The sequence below is a fragment of the Pseudomonas sp. C8002 genome, from assembly GCF_013385765.1.
Lineage (GTDB): Bacteria > Pseudomonadota > Gammaproteobacteria > Pseudomonadales > Pseudomonadaceae > Aquipseudomonas.
In genome coordinates, this window is sequence record NZ_JACAPJ010000007.1 from 84,754 (window position 1) to 98,528 (window position 13,775).

Genomic DNA, 13,775 nt, shown 5'->3' on the forward strand with positions numbered 1-13,775 from the left:
CGTCTACACCAGTTTGCGCTTGCGAAACTCGGCCACCTTATGCCGATTGCCACACAGCGCCATGCTGCACCAGCGGCGCCTGTGGCCCTTGGTGCGGTCGTAGAACCACAGCACGCACTCGGGATGTTCGCAGGTGCGGATCAGGCCGAAATCCCCTTCCACCAGTAACGTCGCGGCGGCTTCGGCAATCGGCGCCAGGAACTGCTCGGCAGTCTGCACCTTGCGCTGGCGCTCCAGCCGCAACTCGCCAGGCGCCGGCCAAGCCAGTTGCGGGTGACTGACCGCCTTGCGCAGGAACGCATTCAGCGCGCCGGGATCGCCCTGCTGGCCGGCCTTGCGCTGTTCCAGTAACACGCGGATCACTTCCCGCAATCCCCGCGCCGCGCCCAGCAGTGCCCCCTCCTCAAATACCGGTACTGCGCCCTCCTCGGCCCAGCCAAGCCGCACCAGCCAGCGCTCGACATCGGCATCGCCTTGCCAGAATTCAAAGGGCACACCGTCGACATTCGCCCGGGTATTGAGCATGTCCAGCACGGGATGATCAGCCAGGACGTAGGGTTCCAATGGGGATGGGGTGATGGCGGGCATGGCGAATCCTCTTCAAGTCCGCGCCATCGTAACCGCTGATTTCGCTTTTGAATAGTTACTAAATTCGCCGACCAGTAACCCATTAAATTAATTTGACAGGTTACATTTTCAAGCGCAGCCTGCAAAACCAGTAACCCAACAAATCAATTTAACCAGTTACACAGAGGACTACGATCATGTCGATTTCAGCCCCGGTTGTTCGCTATCAGCACGTTGATGCCGATGGTGTGCGCATTTTCTACCGTGAAGCCGGCGACCCGTCCGCGCCGGTGTTGTTGCTGCTGCATGGCTTTCCCAGTTCGTCCCATATGTACCGTGACCTGATCCCGCTGCTTGCCACCCGTTACCGGATCATCGCCCCGGACTTGCCAGGCTTCGGCTTCACTGAAGTCCCCGCCGAACGCAATTACCACTACAGCTTCGATAACCTGGCGATCACCGTTGGCCACTTCGTCGAGGCCCTGAACCTCAGTCGCTATGCCCTCTATGTGTTCGACTACGGCGCACCGGTGGGCCTGCGCCTCGCCGTGGCCCACCCGGAACGGGTCAGCGCGCTGATATCGCAAAACGGCAATGCCTACCTGGAAGGTTTGGGTGACGCCTGGGCTCCGATCCGGGCCTACTGGGCCGAGCCGAGCCAGGCCAATCGCGAGGTGATCCGCAACGCGGTCATCAGCCTGGAAGGCACGCGTTATCAGTACCTTCATGGCGTGTCGCAACCGGAGCTGGTGGCGCCGGAGTCCTACATGCTCGACGTGCTCCTGATGCAGCGTCCCGGCAATGACGAGATCCAGTTGGACCTGTTCCTCGACTACCGCAACAACCTGACGCTGTACCCGGCGTTCCAGGCGTTTTTCAAGGCCACGCAAGTGCCGGCGCTGGTGATCTGGGGCCAGAACGATCCCTTCTTCATCCCGCCGGGCGCCCATGCCTACAAAGGCGACAACGCCAACGCCGTGGTGGAATTACTCGACACCGGCCACTTCGCCCTGGAAACCCACGCCGCGCATATTGCCCAACGGATTCATGAAGTACTGGGCGACGCCATCAACTGATAACCGCCCATGAAACACTGGATTCGTCCAGTGAATAATACAGACTGGCCTGGTGCTGCCTGGCCCTGCTAAAACGACGGAACAGCATTCCACCGTTGGAGAAGCGTCCCATGAGCACCTGGCCAGACACCCGAATTCTTGACCTGCTGGGCATCGAGTTACCGATCATTCAGGCGCCCATGGCCAATGCCACGAGCACGGCCATGGTGATTGCGGCCAATCAGGCCGGCGCCCTCGGTTCAATGCCGGCGGCGGCGCTCAGCATCGAGCAACTGCGCGAAGCACTCACCACGATTCGCCAAGCCAGTTCGCGGCCGCTGAACGTAAATTTCTTCTGCCATCAGCCACCGACGCCGGATGCTCACCGCGACCTTCAGTGGAAGAACCTGCTGGAAACCTACTACCGCGAGCTGGGCGCCGATTTTGACGCGCCGACGCCCGTCTCCAACCGCGCACCGTTCAACAACGCCGCCTGTGAAGTGGTGGAAGAATTCCGCCCGGAAGTGGTGAGCTTTCACTTCGGCCTGCCGGAAAAATCCCTGCTGGACCGGGTCAAGGCCACCGGGGCGAAAGTGCTGTCGTCGGCTACCACCGTCGAAGAAGCCATCTGGCTGGAACAGCACGGCTGCGATGCAATCATCGCCATGGGCAACGAAGCCGGTGGCCATCGCGGGATGTTCCTCAGCGACGACCTGAATAGCCAGATCGGCACCATGGCGCTGGTGCCACAGGTTGTCGATGCCGTGCGCGTGCCGGTGATTGCGGCCGGCGGCATCGGGGATGCCAGGGGCATTGTCGCGGCCTTCGCCCTTGGCGCGTCAGCGGTGCAGATTGGCACCGCGTACCTGTTTACCCCCGAGGCCACCGTCTCGAAGTCACACCACCACGCCTTGCGCACTGCCCAGGCCAGTGAAACCGCGCTGACCAACCTGTTCACCGGGCGCCCGGCGCGGGGCATCATCAACCGCGTAATGCGTGAGTTGGGCGCGATCAACCCCACGGCGCCGGCGTTCCCGCTGTCCGGCGGTGCGTTGATGCCGCTCAAGGCCAAGGACGAAGCCGGCTTCAGCAACTTGTGGTCGGGCCAGGCGCTGCGCCTCGGCAAAGACATCTCCAGCTATGACCTGACGCTCGAACTGGCCGCGCAAACCCTGGAAAAACTCGGCCGACGCTGAACCTGAACTCCCGGGACAACTTTGCGCTGTACCGGCAGTGGCCAACCGCTATATATTCCCATACATAGCGGTAGTCCCCTTCTGCCTATAACAAGCCGCAAACCCCAAGGAGCTTCTTGATGATGATTCGCGCCTCACGCCTGGCCCCCACGGCCCTCGCTACCCTGATCGCCGCGTTTGGCTTCTCCTCGGCGAGTGCCGATGAAGTACAGGTGGCCGTGGCTGCCAACTTCACCGCACCGATCCAGGCGATTGCCGCCGACTTTGAAAAAGATACGGGCCATAAACTGGTCGCTGCCTACGGCGCTACCGGCCAGTTCTACACCCAGATCAAGAACGGCGCGCCGTTTGAAGTGTTCCTCAGCGCCGACGACACCACCCCGCAGAAGCTCGAAGCCGAAGGTGACACCGTCAAGGGCTCGCGCTTCACCTACGCGGTCGGCACCCTGGCGCTATGGTCGGCCAAGGAAGGCTACGTCGATGCCAAGGGCGAAGTGCTGAAGAAAAACCAGTTCCAGCACCTGTCCATCGCCAACCCGAAAGCCGCGCCTTATGGCCTGGCCGCCACCCAGGTGCTGGCGAAGGAAGGCCTGACCGAGAAGGTCAAGGACAAGCTCGTTGAGGGCCAGAACATTACCCAGGCCTATCAGTTCGTCTCCACCGGCAACGCCGAACTGGGTTTTGTAGCGCTGTCGCAGATCTACAAGGACGGCAAAGTCACCAGCGGTTCGGCCTGGATCGTGCCGTCGTCGATGCATGACCCGATCAAGCAGGACGCGGTAATCCTCAACAAGGGCAAGGACAGCGCCGCCGCCAAGGCCCTGGTTGAATACCTGAAAGGTCCGAAAGCCGCCGCGGTGATCAAGTCCTACGGTTACGAGCTGTAAATGCCGCTGTCGAGTGCCGATTTTTCCGCGATCTGGTTGACCCTGAAACTGGCGTCGCTGACCACGGTCATCCTGCTGATCATCGGCACTCCGATAGCCCTCTGGCTGTCGCGCACCCGCTCGTGGTGGCGCGGCCCCATTGGCGCGGTGGTGGCCTTGCCGTTGGTGTTGCCACCCACGGTGATCGGCTTCTACCTGCTGCTGACCATGGGCCCCAACGGCTACTTCGGCCAGTTCACCCAATGGCTGGGCCTGGGCACCCTGACCTTCAGCTTCGCCGGGCTGGTGATTGGCTCGGTGATCTATTCCATGCCGTTTGTGGTGCAGCCGTTGCAAAACGCCTTCTCCGCTATTGGCACTCGCCCGCTGGAAGTGGCCGCGACCTTGCGGGCCAATCCCTGGGACACCTTTTTCACGGTGATCCTGCCCCTGGCGCGCCCGGGGTTTATCACCGCGTCGATTCTCGGTTTTGCCCACACCGTCGGCGAGTTCGGCGTGGTACTGATGATCGGCGGCAATATTCCCAACAAGACCCGGGTCGTCTCGGTGCAGATCTACGACCACGTCGAAGCCATGGAATATGCCCAGGCCCACTGGCTGGCCGGGTCCATGGTGGTGTTTTCTTTCCTGGTGTTGCTGGCGCTCTACTCCAGCCGTAAAACCAAGGCGGGCTGGAGCTGATGTCGATGATCGAGGTACGCCTGCAACTGAAGTATTCCGGGTTTGCCCTGGATGTCGACCTGCAACTGCCCGGTCGCGGGGTGACGGCGCTGTACGGCCACTCCGGCTCCGGCAAGACCACCTGCCTGCGTTGCATCGCCGGGCTGGAGCGGGCTGAAGAGGGTTTCGTGCAGATCAACGACGAGGTCTGGCAAGACAGCCGCAAAGGATTGTTCGTGCCACCCCACAAACGCGCCCTGGGCTACGTGTTTCAAGAAGCCAGCCTGTTCCCGCATTTGTCGGTGCTGGCCAACCTGGAGTTCGGCCTCAAGCGCATCCCGCGCCAGCAACGCCGGGTGGAGATGAGCCACGCCACCGAACTATTGGGCATCGGCCACCTGCTGGAGCGCCATCCGCAGCACCTTTCCGGCGGTGAGCGCCAGCGCATAGGCATCGCCCGCGCCCTGCTCACCAGCCCGAGCCTGTTGCTGATGGATGAACCGTTGGCCGCGCTGGACAGCAAACGCAAAAGCGAGATCCTGCCGTATCTCGAACGCCTGCATGACGAACTGGAGATTCCGGTGCTGTACGTCAGCCATGCCCAGGACGAAGTGGCGCGCCTGGCTGATCACATCGTGTTGCTCAGCGACGGCAAGGCCCTGGCCAGCGGTCCTATCGGCGAAACCCTGGCCCGGCTGGACCTGCCCATGGCCCTGGGCGACGACGCCGGTGTGGTGATCAACGGCACCGTCAGCGCCTACGACGCGCACTACCAGTTGCTCACCCTGCAATTGCCCGCGAGCCAATTGCAGATGCGCGTGGCCCATGCACCATTGGCGCTGGGCAAACCGTTGCGTTTCAAGATCCAGGCGCGGGACGTCAGCTTGAGCCTGCAGGCCGAGGAACACAGCAGCATCCTCAATCGCCTGCCGGTGACGGTGACCCAGGAAATCCCGGCGGACAACGCAGCCCACGTGCTGGTAAGCCTGGACGCCGCCGGCACGCCGCTGCTGGCGCGCATCACCCGTTACTCGCGGGACCAGTTGCAGCTGCATCCCGGCCAGACGCTGTGGGCGCAAATCAAGGCGGTGGCGGTACTGGCCTGACTGCCCGACAGCTGCTACGGGGGAGCAAACTTGTTGGCACGACCGCAAAACCCTGCGGTCAATCAGAAATACCTGCCAAGGAATTTGCGCCATGCCCGATCCTGCGTTGCTTGCCGACCTGCCCCGCGACCTGCATTACGTCGACGATACCCAGCCCGGGATCTCCCGCAAAAAGCTGCGGGGCAAATTCCAATACTTCAAGGCCGACGGCACACGCATAACCGATGCCGACGAAATCAAACGCATCAACGCACTGGCAGTGCCGCCGGCCTATACCGATGTGTGGATCTGCGCCGACCCGCGCGGCCATCTGCAAGCCACCGGGCGGGATGCCCGGGGGCGCAAGCAGTACCGCTACCACCCGCGCTGGCGCGAGGTGCGCGACACCGACAAATACTCCCGGCTGCAACAGTTCGGCAGCGCGCTGCCCAAGTTGCGCAAACAGTTGGAAGCACAGATCGAGGCGCCCGGGTTCAATCGGGAGAAGGTCCTGGCCACGGTGGTGCTGCTGCTCGACGCCACCCTGATCCGCGTCGGCAATACCCAATATGCCCGCGACAACCGCTCCTACGGCCTGACCACCCTGCGCACCCGCCATGTGGATATCAAGGGCAGCGAGATCCTGTTCCAGTTTCGCGGCAAGAGCGGCATCGAGCACCAGATCAGCGTCAAGGACCGGCGCCTGGCCACGGTGATCAAGCGTTGCCTGGAGTTGCCGGGGCAGAACCTGTTCCAGTACCTGGACGAGAACGGCGAGCGCCATACCGTCAGTTCCACCGATGTGAATGCCTACCTGCACACCCTGACCGGCGCGGATTTTACCGCCAAGGACTACCGCACCTGGGCCGGCAGCGCCCTGGCGCTGGCAGTGCTGCGCGAGCTTGAGTGGCAGCCGGAATCCGACGCCAAGAAACATGTGGTGGAGATGGTCAAGAACGTTGCCAAGCAACTGGGCAACACGCCGGCAGTGTGCCGCAAGTGCTACATCCACCCGGCGGTGCTGGAGCATTTCAGCCTGGGCGAACTGGCGAAACTGCCCAAGCCCCGAGTGCGCAAAGGCTTGAAAGCCGAGGAAGTCGGGCTGGCGATGTTTCTGGAGCAACTGGCCGAACGCCTGTAAGTGCGCCAAGTCATTGCAGCGGAGCACGAAGCGCCCTACGGTAGTGGCCGGATAATCTCACCGAGGAACCCGGCCCCATGCTGCCTTCATCCCTGAAGCCCTACACCAACGCCGCCTTGCTGCATCGCCACAAATGGCGCGGGCGTGTCGGGTTGCTGCTGGTGGCCAGCCTTTCCGTGCTGGCGGGCATGACCGATGCGATTGGTTTCATGGCCAGCGGGGATTTTGTGTCGTTCATGAGCGGCAACACCACGCGCCTCGCCGTGGCGATCAGCGAAGGCGACCTGGGCCTTACCGCGCGCCTGACACTGCTGGTGGCGACGTTTATCGCCGGGAATGCGCTGGGCGTGATGGTCAGCCGCGTCAGCCGGCGCCACGCCCTGCCCCTGTTGCTGTGCATCGCCACCCTGCTGTGCGGGGCTGCGGCCTGGCCGTTCGCCGATCAATTGCCGGCGTTGCTGGCAGCGATCATCGCCATGGGCATGCTGAATGCCGCCGTCGAAGAAGTGAACGGGTTGCCCGTGGGGCTTACCTATGTCACCGGGGCGCTGTCACGCTTTGGTCGCGGACTGGGCCGCTGGATGCTCGGTGAACGCCGCAACGGCTGGCGCGTGCAACTGATCCCGTGGGCCGGGATGTTTGTGGGTGCGGTGATCGGTGCGTTGCTGGAGCACCACATGGGGATTCGTGCGCTGCTGGTCAGCGGGGTGCTGTCGGCGCTGTTGGGGCTGGTGTCGCTGAAGATTCCGCGGCGCTGGCACCTGGGGTACATGCCCCGCTAGAAAACAGTTGCCCTCCCGACGCTCCGGCCTCGACATCCCTGTACCGGTAAAGAGCCGTCACGCCGGGTGAGCGGGAAAATACTAAAACAATGCCTGCGGGACTGTCCGCAGGGCATTTCTGAACTTTTCTAACGGAATGGATTACAGGCAGGTCGCCAGTGCCGCCAGGCGGCGTTTGGCCGGATAGTCATCCTGGGCCGCGTAATAGTTGACGGAGGCGCCGGCGCCGGCACTGCGCACGTCGACAAAATAGTCACCTGCCGTGGTGTAGATGGTGAAGCCACCAGCCTGTGCAGGCTCCATGAAACCACCGGCATCCACCCCGAACACCGCTTCATCCTGCCAGCCGAACTGGATGCACTGGGCAACCACCAGCGGAGCCTTGTCCGAGGCCAGGGTTTTGTAGGGCGCGCCGGTACGCGCCTCTTTCATCTTCGAGCCCGCGCAACCGGCCAGCGATGCCAGGACCAAAGCGCCAATTACCACCATCCGCATACCGAAGCTTCCTTGGAAAAAACGCGACTGTACCATTAGCAGGCGACACCGAAGGATTATTGCGTCACCCTGCCGCCTACTTACGAACCCGCTTTTACCCGGAAACCCCATGACACCCAATGCCGAGCGCTACAACCCCTCCACCGACTACGCCGACAAGCTGATCAGCCGCATCGGCCAGACGCCTTCGTGGATCGCCAAACGCATCGGCGTGACCGACAAGCGCATCCGCTACATCCTTGACGGCGAGCGCACCGTGAAGGGCGAAAGCACCCCGATCCAGATGACCTACACCGAGCAATTTGCCCTGGAATGCCTGGCGGCCGAGGCGAAAGCCAACAAGAAAGCCGCCGCCCCGGTTATCGAATAGCTGACAGATTCATGAACTTTGTTTCACTGTGAAGGAAGACCTCGCCGCCTATAGTCGGCAGGCTCATTTTTAAGAAGTCTCCCTTCCAGCCTGCCCTCCCGCAGGCTTTTTTTTGCCTTGGTTTTGCTCCCCCCGTAGCAGGAGTTTGTTGGTCAGAGCAGCCAGCGGAACAGATAGAACAGCGCCATGCTCAGCAACACGGTGATCAGCACGCTACGGGTCCAGAACATCAACGCCACGGCGCTGATTCCGGCCAGCAGGTAGGGGTTGCCTACACTCAGGTTGAGCTTGTGATCAGCCAGGAAAATGATCGGGCCGCAGATGGCGGTGAGCATCCCCGGTACGGCAAACCCGAGAAACTCCCGCGCCCCGCGATTGAGGCGCACCGGCAGGCGCGGCTCGAGAAACAGGTAGCGGTTGAGAAACACGATCAGGCCCATGCCAAAAATCATCACGAAGATCATTGCTGCCCTACTCCCAGCCGCTTGCAGGCAAACCCTGCGCTCATCCCCAACACACCGGACACCACCACCGCCGATTCCCAGTGCAAGTAGCTCAGCCAAACCGAGCACAGCAACGACACGGCTACGCAGACGATGGTCGGCACGTCGCGCACTACCGGGGTGATCAGGGCGATAAAGGTCGCTGCGATCGAGAATTCCAGGCCCAGTTGATCCAGCCCGGGAATGCTTTTACCGAGCACGATGCCGGCGAAGGTAAAGACGTTCCAGATGATATAGAACGTCAGGCCGACGCCCAGGGCGTACCAGCGATTGAAGGTCTGGCGGTCGTACTGGCTGACCAGGGCGAAGAATTCGTCAGTCAGCAAAAAGCCCAGGCTCATGCGCCACCTTGGCTTGAGCGGCGACAGCGTGGGACGCATGTGCATGCCGTAGAGCAAATGCTGGGAGGTCAGCAGCAAGGTGGTCAGCAGGATCGAAATCAGGCTGGCGCCGCTCTTGACCATACCGATGGCCACCAATTGTGCGGCACCGGCAAACACGATGGTCGACAGCCCCTGGGCTTCCAGCGGCGTGAATTGGGCATCAATTGCAGTCGAACCGGCCAGCAATCCCCACGGCGCACACGCCAGGGACAATGGAATGATCGCAATCGCGCCACGGGAAAAGGCATTCAGAGGCAGAGCGTTAGGCATACACAACAAGCTCATCGACAGTCAGTCGACAAGCATGCCAGCGGTATCAGGGATTGTCTTGAACGATCGTGCTCAAGCCAGTTTGACCGACACCCGCTCCACCGCGTCCCGGGCTTCGCGCAGTTCGTGGGCGTCCTGGTTGAGCCGGTGGATGGTATTGAGCAGGCGCTGGCGCAGCACTTCATCGCTGAGCTTTTCGACGGCGCGCATCAGGTCAAACGCCGCGGTTTCGTTATTGTCCGCGACGGAATCCAGGGTCTTGCGCAGGTTGCGAGTGGCACGGGTCACACGTTTTCTTCCTTCATCACCAATGGGCAGGCACTTTAGGACATTTGTGTTTCAGTTTAATTTCAGCCACTTGTCATCGATTGTCGGGCACTTGACGCAGGTCAATCGAAACAAGGTTTGACCAATACATATGGAAATCCGTATATTCGTATTTCCATATGTATCAAGGCACTGACCATGTCAGATCTTTTCTCCCCGCCCAACGTCTTCAAATGCCTGGCCGACGCCACCCGCGCCAGGCTGACGTTGTTGATCCTGCGTGAAGGCGAACTTTGCGTGTGCGAATTGATCCATGCTCTGGACGACAGCCAGCCGAAAATCTCCCGCCATCTGGCGCAACTGCGCAGTTGCGGGTTGCTGCTGGACCGTCGCCAGGGCCAGTGGATTTATTACCGCCTCAACCCGGCCTTGCCGGAGTGGGTGACGGCAGTGCTCGACACCACCCTGCAAGCCAACCAAGCCTGGTTAAAAACAGACGCCCAGCGTCTGGAAACCATGGGTGACCGACCACAACGGGCCAGCGCCTGCTGCTGATCCTGCGGAGAGCTTTTCATGCTTGTTGCCGTTGCTATCTTTCTGTTCACCATCATTTTGGTCATCTGGCAGCCCAAGGGCCTGGGCGTGGGCTGGAGCGCCACGATGGGCGCGATCCTGGCCCTGGCGTGCGGGGTTATCAGCCTGGCCGACATCCCGGTGGTGTGGCACATCATCTGGAACGCCACCGGGACCTTTGTCGCGCTGATCGTCATCAGCCTGCTGCTGGATGAGGCGGGCTTCTTTGCCTGGGCTGCCTTGCATGTGGCGCGCTGGGGCCGTGGGCGCGGTCGGCGACTGTTCGCGTACATGGTGCTGCTGGGCGCGCTGGTATCGGCTTTGTTCGCCAACGACGGCGCGGCGCTGATCCTCACGCCCATCGTGATGTCGATGCTGTTGGCGTTGCGCTTTTCCCCGGCGGCCACCCTGGCGTTCGTCATGGGCGCCGGGTTTATCGCCGACACCGCGAGCCTGCCGCTGGTAGTCTCCAACCTGGTGAACATCGTCTCGGCCGACTACTTCAAGATCGGCTTCAACGAATACGCCGCAGTGATGGTGCCGGTGAACCTGGTGAGCGTCGCCGCGACCCTCGCCGTATTGCTGTGGTTTTTCCGCCGGGACATTCCGCAAACCTACGACCCGGCAGACCTCGACGACCCTGCCAGTGCGATCCACGACCGCGCCACTTTCCGCGCCGGCTGGTGGGTGCTGGGCATCCTGCTGGTGGGCTGCTTTGCCCTGGAACCGCTGGGCATTCCCATCAGCGCAATTTCTGCCGCCTGCGCCATATTACTGCTGGTGATCGCCGCCAAGGGCCACAAAATCTCCACCCGCAAGGTGCTGAAGGAAGCGCCCTGGCAGATCGTGATTTTCTCCCTGGGCATGTACCTGGTGGTCTACGGCCTGCGTAACGCCGGGCTGACCGACTACCTCGCGACCTGGCTCGACACCTTCGCAAGCTATGGCGTATGGGGCGCGGCCTTGGGCACCGGTGTACTCACCGCGCTGCTGTCTTCGGCGATGAACAACCTGCCAACCGTGCTGATCGGCGCGCTCTCCATCGAGGCCAGCCACGCCGTGGGCGTGGTCAAGGACGCGATGATCTACGCCAACGTGATCGGCAGCGACCTCGGCCCCAAAATCACCCCTATCGGCAGCCTGGCGACCTTGCTCTGGCTGCACATCCTGGCACGCAAAGGCATCACCATCACCTGGGGTTACTACTTCAAGGTCGGGATCGTGCTGACCCTGCCGGTACTGTTGATCACCCTCGCCGCCCTGGCCTTGCGCCTCAGTTTCTAACGGAGTTCGCTTGATGAAAGTCCTGTTCATGTGCACCGCCAACAGCTGCCGCAGCATTCTTTCGGAAGCCTTGTTCAACCATCTGGCGCCGGACGGTTTCCAGGCCATCAGCTCCGGGAGTTTCCCCAAGGGCCAGGTGCTGCCACGCAGCCTGACCACGCTGAAGGCCGCCGGCATCAGCACCGAAGGCTTGTACAGCAAGGGCAACGACGCCTTTGAAGGCAGCCCGCCAGACATCGTCGTCACCGTGTGCGACAAGGCTGCTGGAGAAGCTTGCCCGGTGTATTTCGGCCCGGCCATGAAGGCACATTGGGGGTTGGAGGACCCGTCGGATGTTCAAGGCGATGAAGCCCAGGTCGACGCCGCGTTCCGCGCCACCCTGGAAATCATTGAACGGCGCTGCCGGGCTTTTTTCGAGATTCCGTTCGCCAGCCTCAGCGCCATCGAAATCAAGGCCGAGCTTGATCGCATCGCCACGCCGTAACCGAAGAGCCGGGCGAGTAGTCGATCTGAAGCCCTTTTCCGGCGTATGCTCGCGGGCAACGGTCACAGCGAGCCCCCTCAATGAGTTCCATGCAGCACGCCTGGCTGGGCAACTACGAAGTCAGCAGCACCACCTGCACCGGCCTGACATTTGCCCGCCACAGCCATGATGAATGCGTGATCGGCGTCAACCTGCTCGGCGAGGAACAGGTGTGGCTGGATCGTCGCACCTTCGAGGCCGGCCCCGGCAGCATCACCCTGTACAACCCGGGGCAGATTCAAGGCGGCGGCGCGGCCGAAGGGCAGCCGTGGCGGTTTGTCAGCTTGTATGCGACTGCCGAGCAATTGGCGGCTGATCTGGGTCTGGCGCACCTGGAGTTCGACCGTTCGCTGTGCTTCCAGCCGGCGTTGGCGATGAAACTCGCCGGGGCGATTGAAGGCGCGTTGAGTGTCGATCCGCTGGCCCGGGAGCTGAGTGAGGAAGCCCTGGTGGTGCTGCTCGGCGAAGTCGTCGGTTGCAGCGGCGTCCGCTTGCCTGGCAGCACTGCGGTGGGACGCGGTTTGGTGATCAAGGCTCAGGAATTGCTGGCTGAAAACCTGCACCAGGCGGTGGCACTCGAGACCCTTGGTGACGAGTTGGGCCTGTCGAAATTCCATCTGCTGCGGGCTTTTCAGAAAGAAACCGGGCTGAGTCCACGCCAGTGGGCGATGCAACTGCGTACCCGGCGCGCCAAGGGGCTGTTGCGCTCAGGCGTTGCGGCGTCGCAGGTTGCCCATGTCTTGGGGTTTGCTGACCAGAGCCACCTGAATCGGCATTTCCGGGCGGCCTACGGGATCACACCGGGGCGCTATCAACGCGTGCTCAAGGGCTGAAAAGCGCAATCTGGTTCAAGACGACTTACACACCCTTCCCTAAAATGCCGGCCATCACTTGAAGGAAGGCAGGCATGTTGACGATCTTTTTTTCGGCGCTGGTGTTTGGGTTTGTGTTTTGCCTGTCGCCGGGGGCGGTGCTGGCGGAGACGCTGCGCCGTGGGCTGCTGCATGGGTTTATCCCTGCGCTGTTGGTGCAGATCGGTTCGCTGGTGGGCGATGCCGTGTGGGCGGTGATCGGGCTTACGGGCATGGCGTTGTTGATCCAGCATGAGTCGGTGCGGGTGCCGCTGACGGCCGTTTGTGGGCTGTATCTGGCCTGGCTCGGGATTCGCAGCCTGATGGATGCCTGGCGCTTGCCAGAGGCCGGGAGTGCGCCGGCCAGGTCCGGGCAGAATGCGCTGGTGGTGGGGGCGGCGATTTCCCTGGCGAATCCGAAGAACATTGTCTATTGGGGGGCGCTGGGGAGTGCGTTGTCGGGGATAGTCGGAGCGGCGCCTAGCCATGGGCAGACGTTGATGTTTTTTGCGGGGTTTATGCTGGCTTCGGTGTTGTCGTGTTTTTTGATTGCGGGGTTGGTCAATTTGCTGCGGCGGAATGCTTCGCCCATGTGGCAGAGGGTTAGCTATGGGGCTTGTGGGGTGGTGCTGCTGTATCTGGCGATTTTGGCGTTGCGGGGGATTTGAGGGGGCATATCCGTTATTTGGGTGACGGCGGCCTATGGTTCCGCTCTTACAGCGGCTCACTTTGGAAAAGCCGGAATGCCGGCCCAGCCCAAAGTAGGCAAAGGGCTCCGCAATACCTGCGTTCGGCCTCGGGCTTATTGGGGCAGTCAGATCAAGATCAAAAGCAAGAGCACGGCGGCCTGAAAGCCGACCTGAGTGTTAAAAGCAAAAGCAAA

18 protein-coding genes are annotated in these 13,775 nt (G+C 61.8%); 13 read left to right on the forward strand and 5 right to left on the reverse strand.

Annotated elements, in window-relative coordinates; translation table 11 throughout:
• Positions 1–3: 3 nt before the first annotated feature.
• A complete protein-coding gene (locus tag HX814_RS11710) occupies positions 4–588 on the reverse strand; it encodes an ABATE domain-containing protein (RefSeq protein ID WP_177008530.1) in 585 nt (194 codons plus the stop codon).
• Positions 589–764: 176 nt separating this feature from the next.
• Here HX814_RS11710 and HX814_RS11715 point away from each other — a divergent pair, with 176 nt between their 5' ends.
• From HX814_RS11715 to HX814_RS11745, 7 genes are all read left to right on the forward strand, one after another.
• The gene (locus HX814_RS11715; protein ID WP_177008531.1) at positions 765–1,643 is read left to right on the forward strand and encodes an alpha/beta fold hydrolase; all 879 of its coding nucleotides are present in this window, start codon (positions 765–767) and stop codon (positions 1,641–1,643) included.
• 110 nt (positions 1,644–1,753) lie between these two features.
• Positions 1,754–2,818: a nitronate monooxygenase family protein gene (locus HX814_RS11720; RefSeq protein WP_008432497.1), complete on the forward strand. Its 1,065-nt coding sequence runs from the start codon at positions 1,754–1,756 to the stop codon at positions 2,816–2,818.
• A gap of 119 nt (positions 2,819–2,937) precedes the next feature.
• A complete protein-coding gene (gene modA / locus HX814_RS11725) occupies positions 2,938–3,705 on the forward strand; it encodes a molybdate ABC transporter substrate-binding protein (protein ID WP_256343951.1) in 768 nt (255 codons plus the stop codon).
• Positions 3,706–4,386, forward strand: a complete 681-nt coding sequence (gene modB, locus HX814_RS11730; RefSeq protein ID WP_003212595.1) for a molybdate ABC transporter permease subunit — start codon at positions 3,706–3,708, stop codon at positions 4,384–4,386. It begins immediately after the preceding gene.
• 5 nt (positions 4,387–4,391) lie between these two features.
• Entirely contained in the window at positions 4,392–5,471 is a 1,080-nt protein-coding gene (gene modC, locus HX814_RS11735) for a molybdenum ABC transporter ATP-binding protein (RefSeq protein WP_134326564.1), read from the forward strand.
• Positions 5,472–5,562: 91 nt separating this feature from the next.
• Positions 5,563–6,591 (forward strand): DNA topoisomerase IB, encoded by a 1,029-nt coding sequence (locus HX814_RS11740; protein ID WP_008432490.1) that lies wholly within the window; start codon positions 5,563–5,565, stop codon positions 6,589–6,591.
• A 77-nt stretch (positions 6,592–6,668) separates the two neighbouring features.
• Positions 6,669–7,373 (forward strand): YoaK family protein, encoded by a 705-nt coding sequence (locus HX814_RS11745; RefSeq protein ID WP_087693906.1) that lies wholly within the window; start codon positions 6,669–6,671, stop codon positions 7,371–7,373.
• Between the two features lie 141 nt (positions 7,374–7,514).
• Here HX814_RS11745 and HX814_RS11750 read toward each other — a convergent pair whose 3' ends face one another.
• The gene (locus HX814_RS11750) at positions 7,515–7,868 is read right to left on the reverse strand and encodes a hypothetical protein (RefSeq protein ID WP_087693907.1); all 354 of its coding nucleotides are present in this window, start codon (positions 7,866–7,868) and stop codon (positions 7,515–7,517) included.
• A 109-nt stretch (positions 7,869–7,977) separates the two neighbouring features.
• On the opposite strand from HX814_RS11750, the gene HX814_RS11755 reads away from it, so the two are divergent.
• Entirely contained in the window at positions 7,978–8,238 is a 261-nt protein-coding gene (locus HX814_RS11755) for a hypothetical protein (RefSeq protein ID WP_003212600.1), read from the forward strand.
• A gap of 152 nt (positions 8,239–8,390) precedes the next feature.
• On the opposite strand, the gene HX814_RS11760 is transcribed toward HX814_RS11755, so the two are convergent.
• The 3 genes from HX814_RS11760 to HX814_RS11770 form a co-directional block, all read right to left on the reverse strand.
• Positions 8,391–8,702, reverse strand: coding sequence for an AzlD domain-containing protein (locus HX814_RS11760; protein ID WP_008432487.1), 312 nt, complete (start codon positions 8,700–8,702; stop codon positions 8,391–8,393).
• A complete protein-coding gene (locus HX814_RS11765) occupies positions 8,699–9,394 on the reverse strand; it encodes an AzlC family ABC transporter permease (protein ID WP_003212602.1) in 696 nt (231 codons plus the stop codon). Before HX814_RS11765 ends, HX814_RS11760 begins: the two co-directional genes overlap by 4 nt.
• 72 nt (positions 9,395–9,466) lie before the next feature.
• On the reverse strand, positions 9,467–9,682 hold the full coding sequence (locus HX814_RS11770) for a hypothetical protein (protein WP_003212603.1): 216 nt from the start codon (positions 9,680–9,682) through the stop codon (positions 9,467–9,469).
• Positions 9,683–9,859: 177 nt separating this feature from the next.
• On the opposite strand from HX814_RS11770, the gene HX814_RS11775 reads away from it, so the two are divergent.
• The 5 genes from HX814_RS11775 to HX814_RS11795 all read left to right on the forward strand — a co-directional run bounded on the left by HX814_RS11775 (position 9,860) and on the right by HX814_RS11795 (position 13,560).
• Positions 9,860–10,216 (forward strand): metalloregulator ArsR/SmtB family transcription factor, encoded by a 357-nt coding sequence (locus tag HX814_RS11775; protein ID WP_003212604.1) that lies wholly within the window; start codon positions 9,860–9,862, stop codon positions 10,214–10,216.
• Between the two features lie 18 nt (positions 10,217–10,234).
• Positions 10,235–11,518: an arsenic transporter gene (locus HX814_RS11780; RefSeq protein WP_003212605.1), complete on the forward strand. Its 1,284-nt coding sequence runs from the start codon at positions 10,235–10,237 to the stop codon at positions 11,516–11,518.
• Between the two features lie 13 nt (positions 11,519–11,531).
• The gene (locus HX814_RS11785; RefSeq protein ID WP_177008532.1) at positions 11,532–12,002 is read left to right on the forward strand and encodes an arsenate reductase ArsC; all 471 of its coding nucleotides are present in this window, start codon (positions 11,532–11,534) and stop codon (positions 12,000–12,002) included.
• 80 nt (positions 12,003–12,082) lie between these two features.
• Positions 12,083–12,874, forward strand: a complete 792-nt coding sequence (locus HX814_RS11790) for an AraC family transcriptional regulator (RefSeq protein WP_177008533.1) — start codon at positions 12,083–12,085, stop codon at positions 12,872–12,874.
• Between the two features lie 74 nt (positions 12,875–12,948).
• On the forward strand, positions 12,949–13,560 hold the full coding sequence (locus HX814_RS11795; RefSeq protein WP_177008534.1) for a LysE family transporter: 612 nt from the start codon (positions 12,949–12,951) through the stop codon (positions 13,558–13,560).
• Positions 13,561–13,775: the final 215 nt, after the last annotated feature.

Coding starts and splice junctions, on each gene's coding strand:
- HX814_RS11790 (WP_177008533.1), top strand. CDS start 12,083: ATGAGTTCCATGCAGCACGCCTGGCTGGGCAACTACGAAGTCAGCAGC.
- modA (WP_256343951.1), top strand. CDS start 2,938: ATGATGATTCGCGCCTCACGCCTGGCCCCCACGGCCCTCGCTACCCTG.
- modB (WP_003212595.1), top strand. CDS start 3,706: ATGCCGCTGTCGAGTGCCGATTTTTCCGCGATCTGGTTGACCCTGAAA.
- HX814_RS11785 (WP_177008532.1), top strand. CDS start 11,532: ATGAAAGTCCTGTTCATGTGCACCGCCAACAGCTGCCGCAGCATTCTT.
- HX814_RS11750 (WP_087693907.1), bottom strand. CDS start 7,868: ATGCGGATGGTGGTAATTGGCGCTTTGGTCCTGGCATCGCTGGCCGGT.
- HX814_RS11710 (WP_177008530.1), bottom strand. CDS start 588: ATGCCCGCCATCACCCCATCCCCATTGGAACCCTACGTCCTGGCTGAT.
- HX814_RS11745 (WP_087693906.1), top strand. CDS start 6,669: ATGCTGCCTTCATCCCTGAAGCCCTACACCAACGCCGCCTTGCTGCAT.
- HX814_RS11760 (WP_008432487.1), bottom strand. CDS start 8,702: ATGATCTTCGTGATGATTTTTGGCATGGGCCTGATCGTGTTTCTCAAC.
- modC (WP_134326564.1), top strand. CDS start 4,392: ATGATCGAGGTACGCCTGCAACTGAAGTATTCCGGGTTTGCCCTGGAT.
- HX814_RS11720 (WP_008432497.1), top strand. CDS start 1,754: ATGAGCACCTGGCCAGACACCCGAATTCTTGACCTGCTGGGCATCGAG.
- HX814_RS11780 (WP_003212605.1), top strand. CDS start 10,235: ATGCTTGTTGCCGTTGCTATCTTTCTGTTCACCATCATTTTGGTCATC.
- HX814_RS11715 (WP_177008531.1), top strand. CDS start 765: ATGTCGATTTCAGCCCCGGTTGTTCGCTATCAGCACGTTGATGCCGAT.
- HX814_RS11755 (WP_003212600.1), top strand. CDS start 7,978: ATGACACCCAATGCCGAGCGCTACAACCCCTCCACCGACTACGCCGAC.
- HX814_RS11740 (WP_008432490.1), top strand. CDS start 5,563: ATGCCCGATCCTGCGTTGCTTGCCGACCTGCCCCGCGACCTGCATTAC.
- HX814_RS11795 (WP_177008534.1), top strand. CDS start 12,949: ATGTTGACGATCTTTTTTTCGGCGCTGGTGTTTGGGTTTGTGTTTTGC.
- HX814_RS11765 (WP_003212602.1), bottom strand. CDS start 9,394: ATGCCTAACGCTCTGCCTCTGAATGCCTTTTCCCGTGGCGCGATTGCG.
- HX814_RS11775 (WP_003212604.1), top strand. CDS start 9,860: ATGTCAGATCTTTTCTCCCCGCCCAACGTCTTCAAATGCCTGGCCGAC.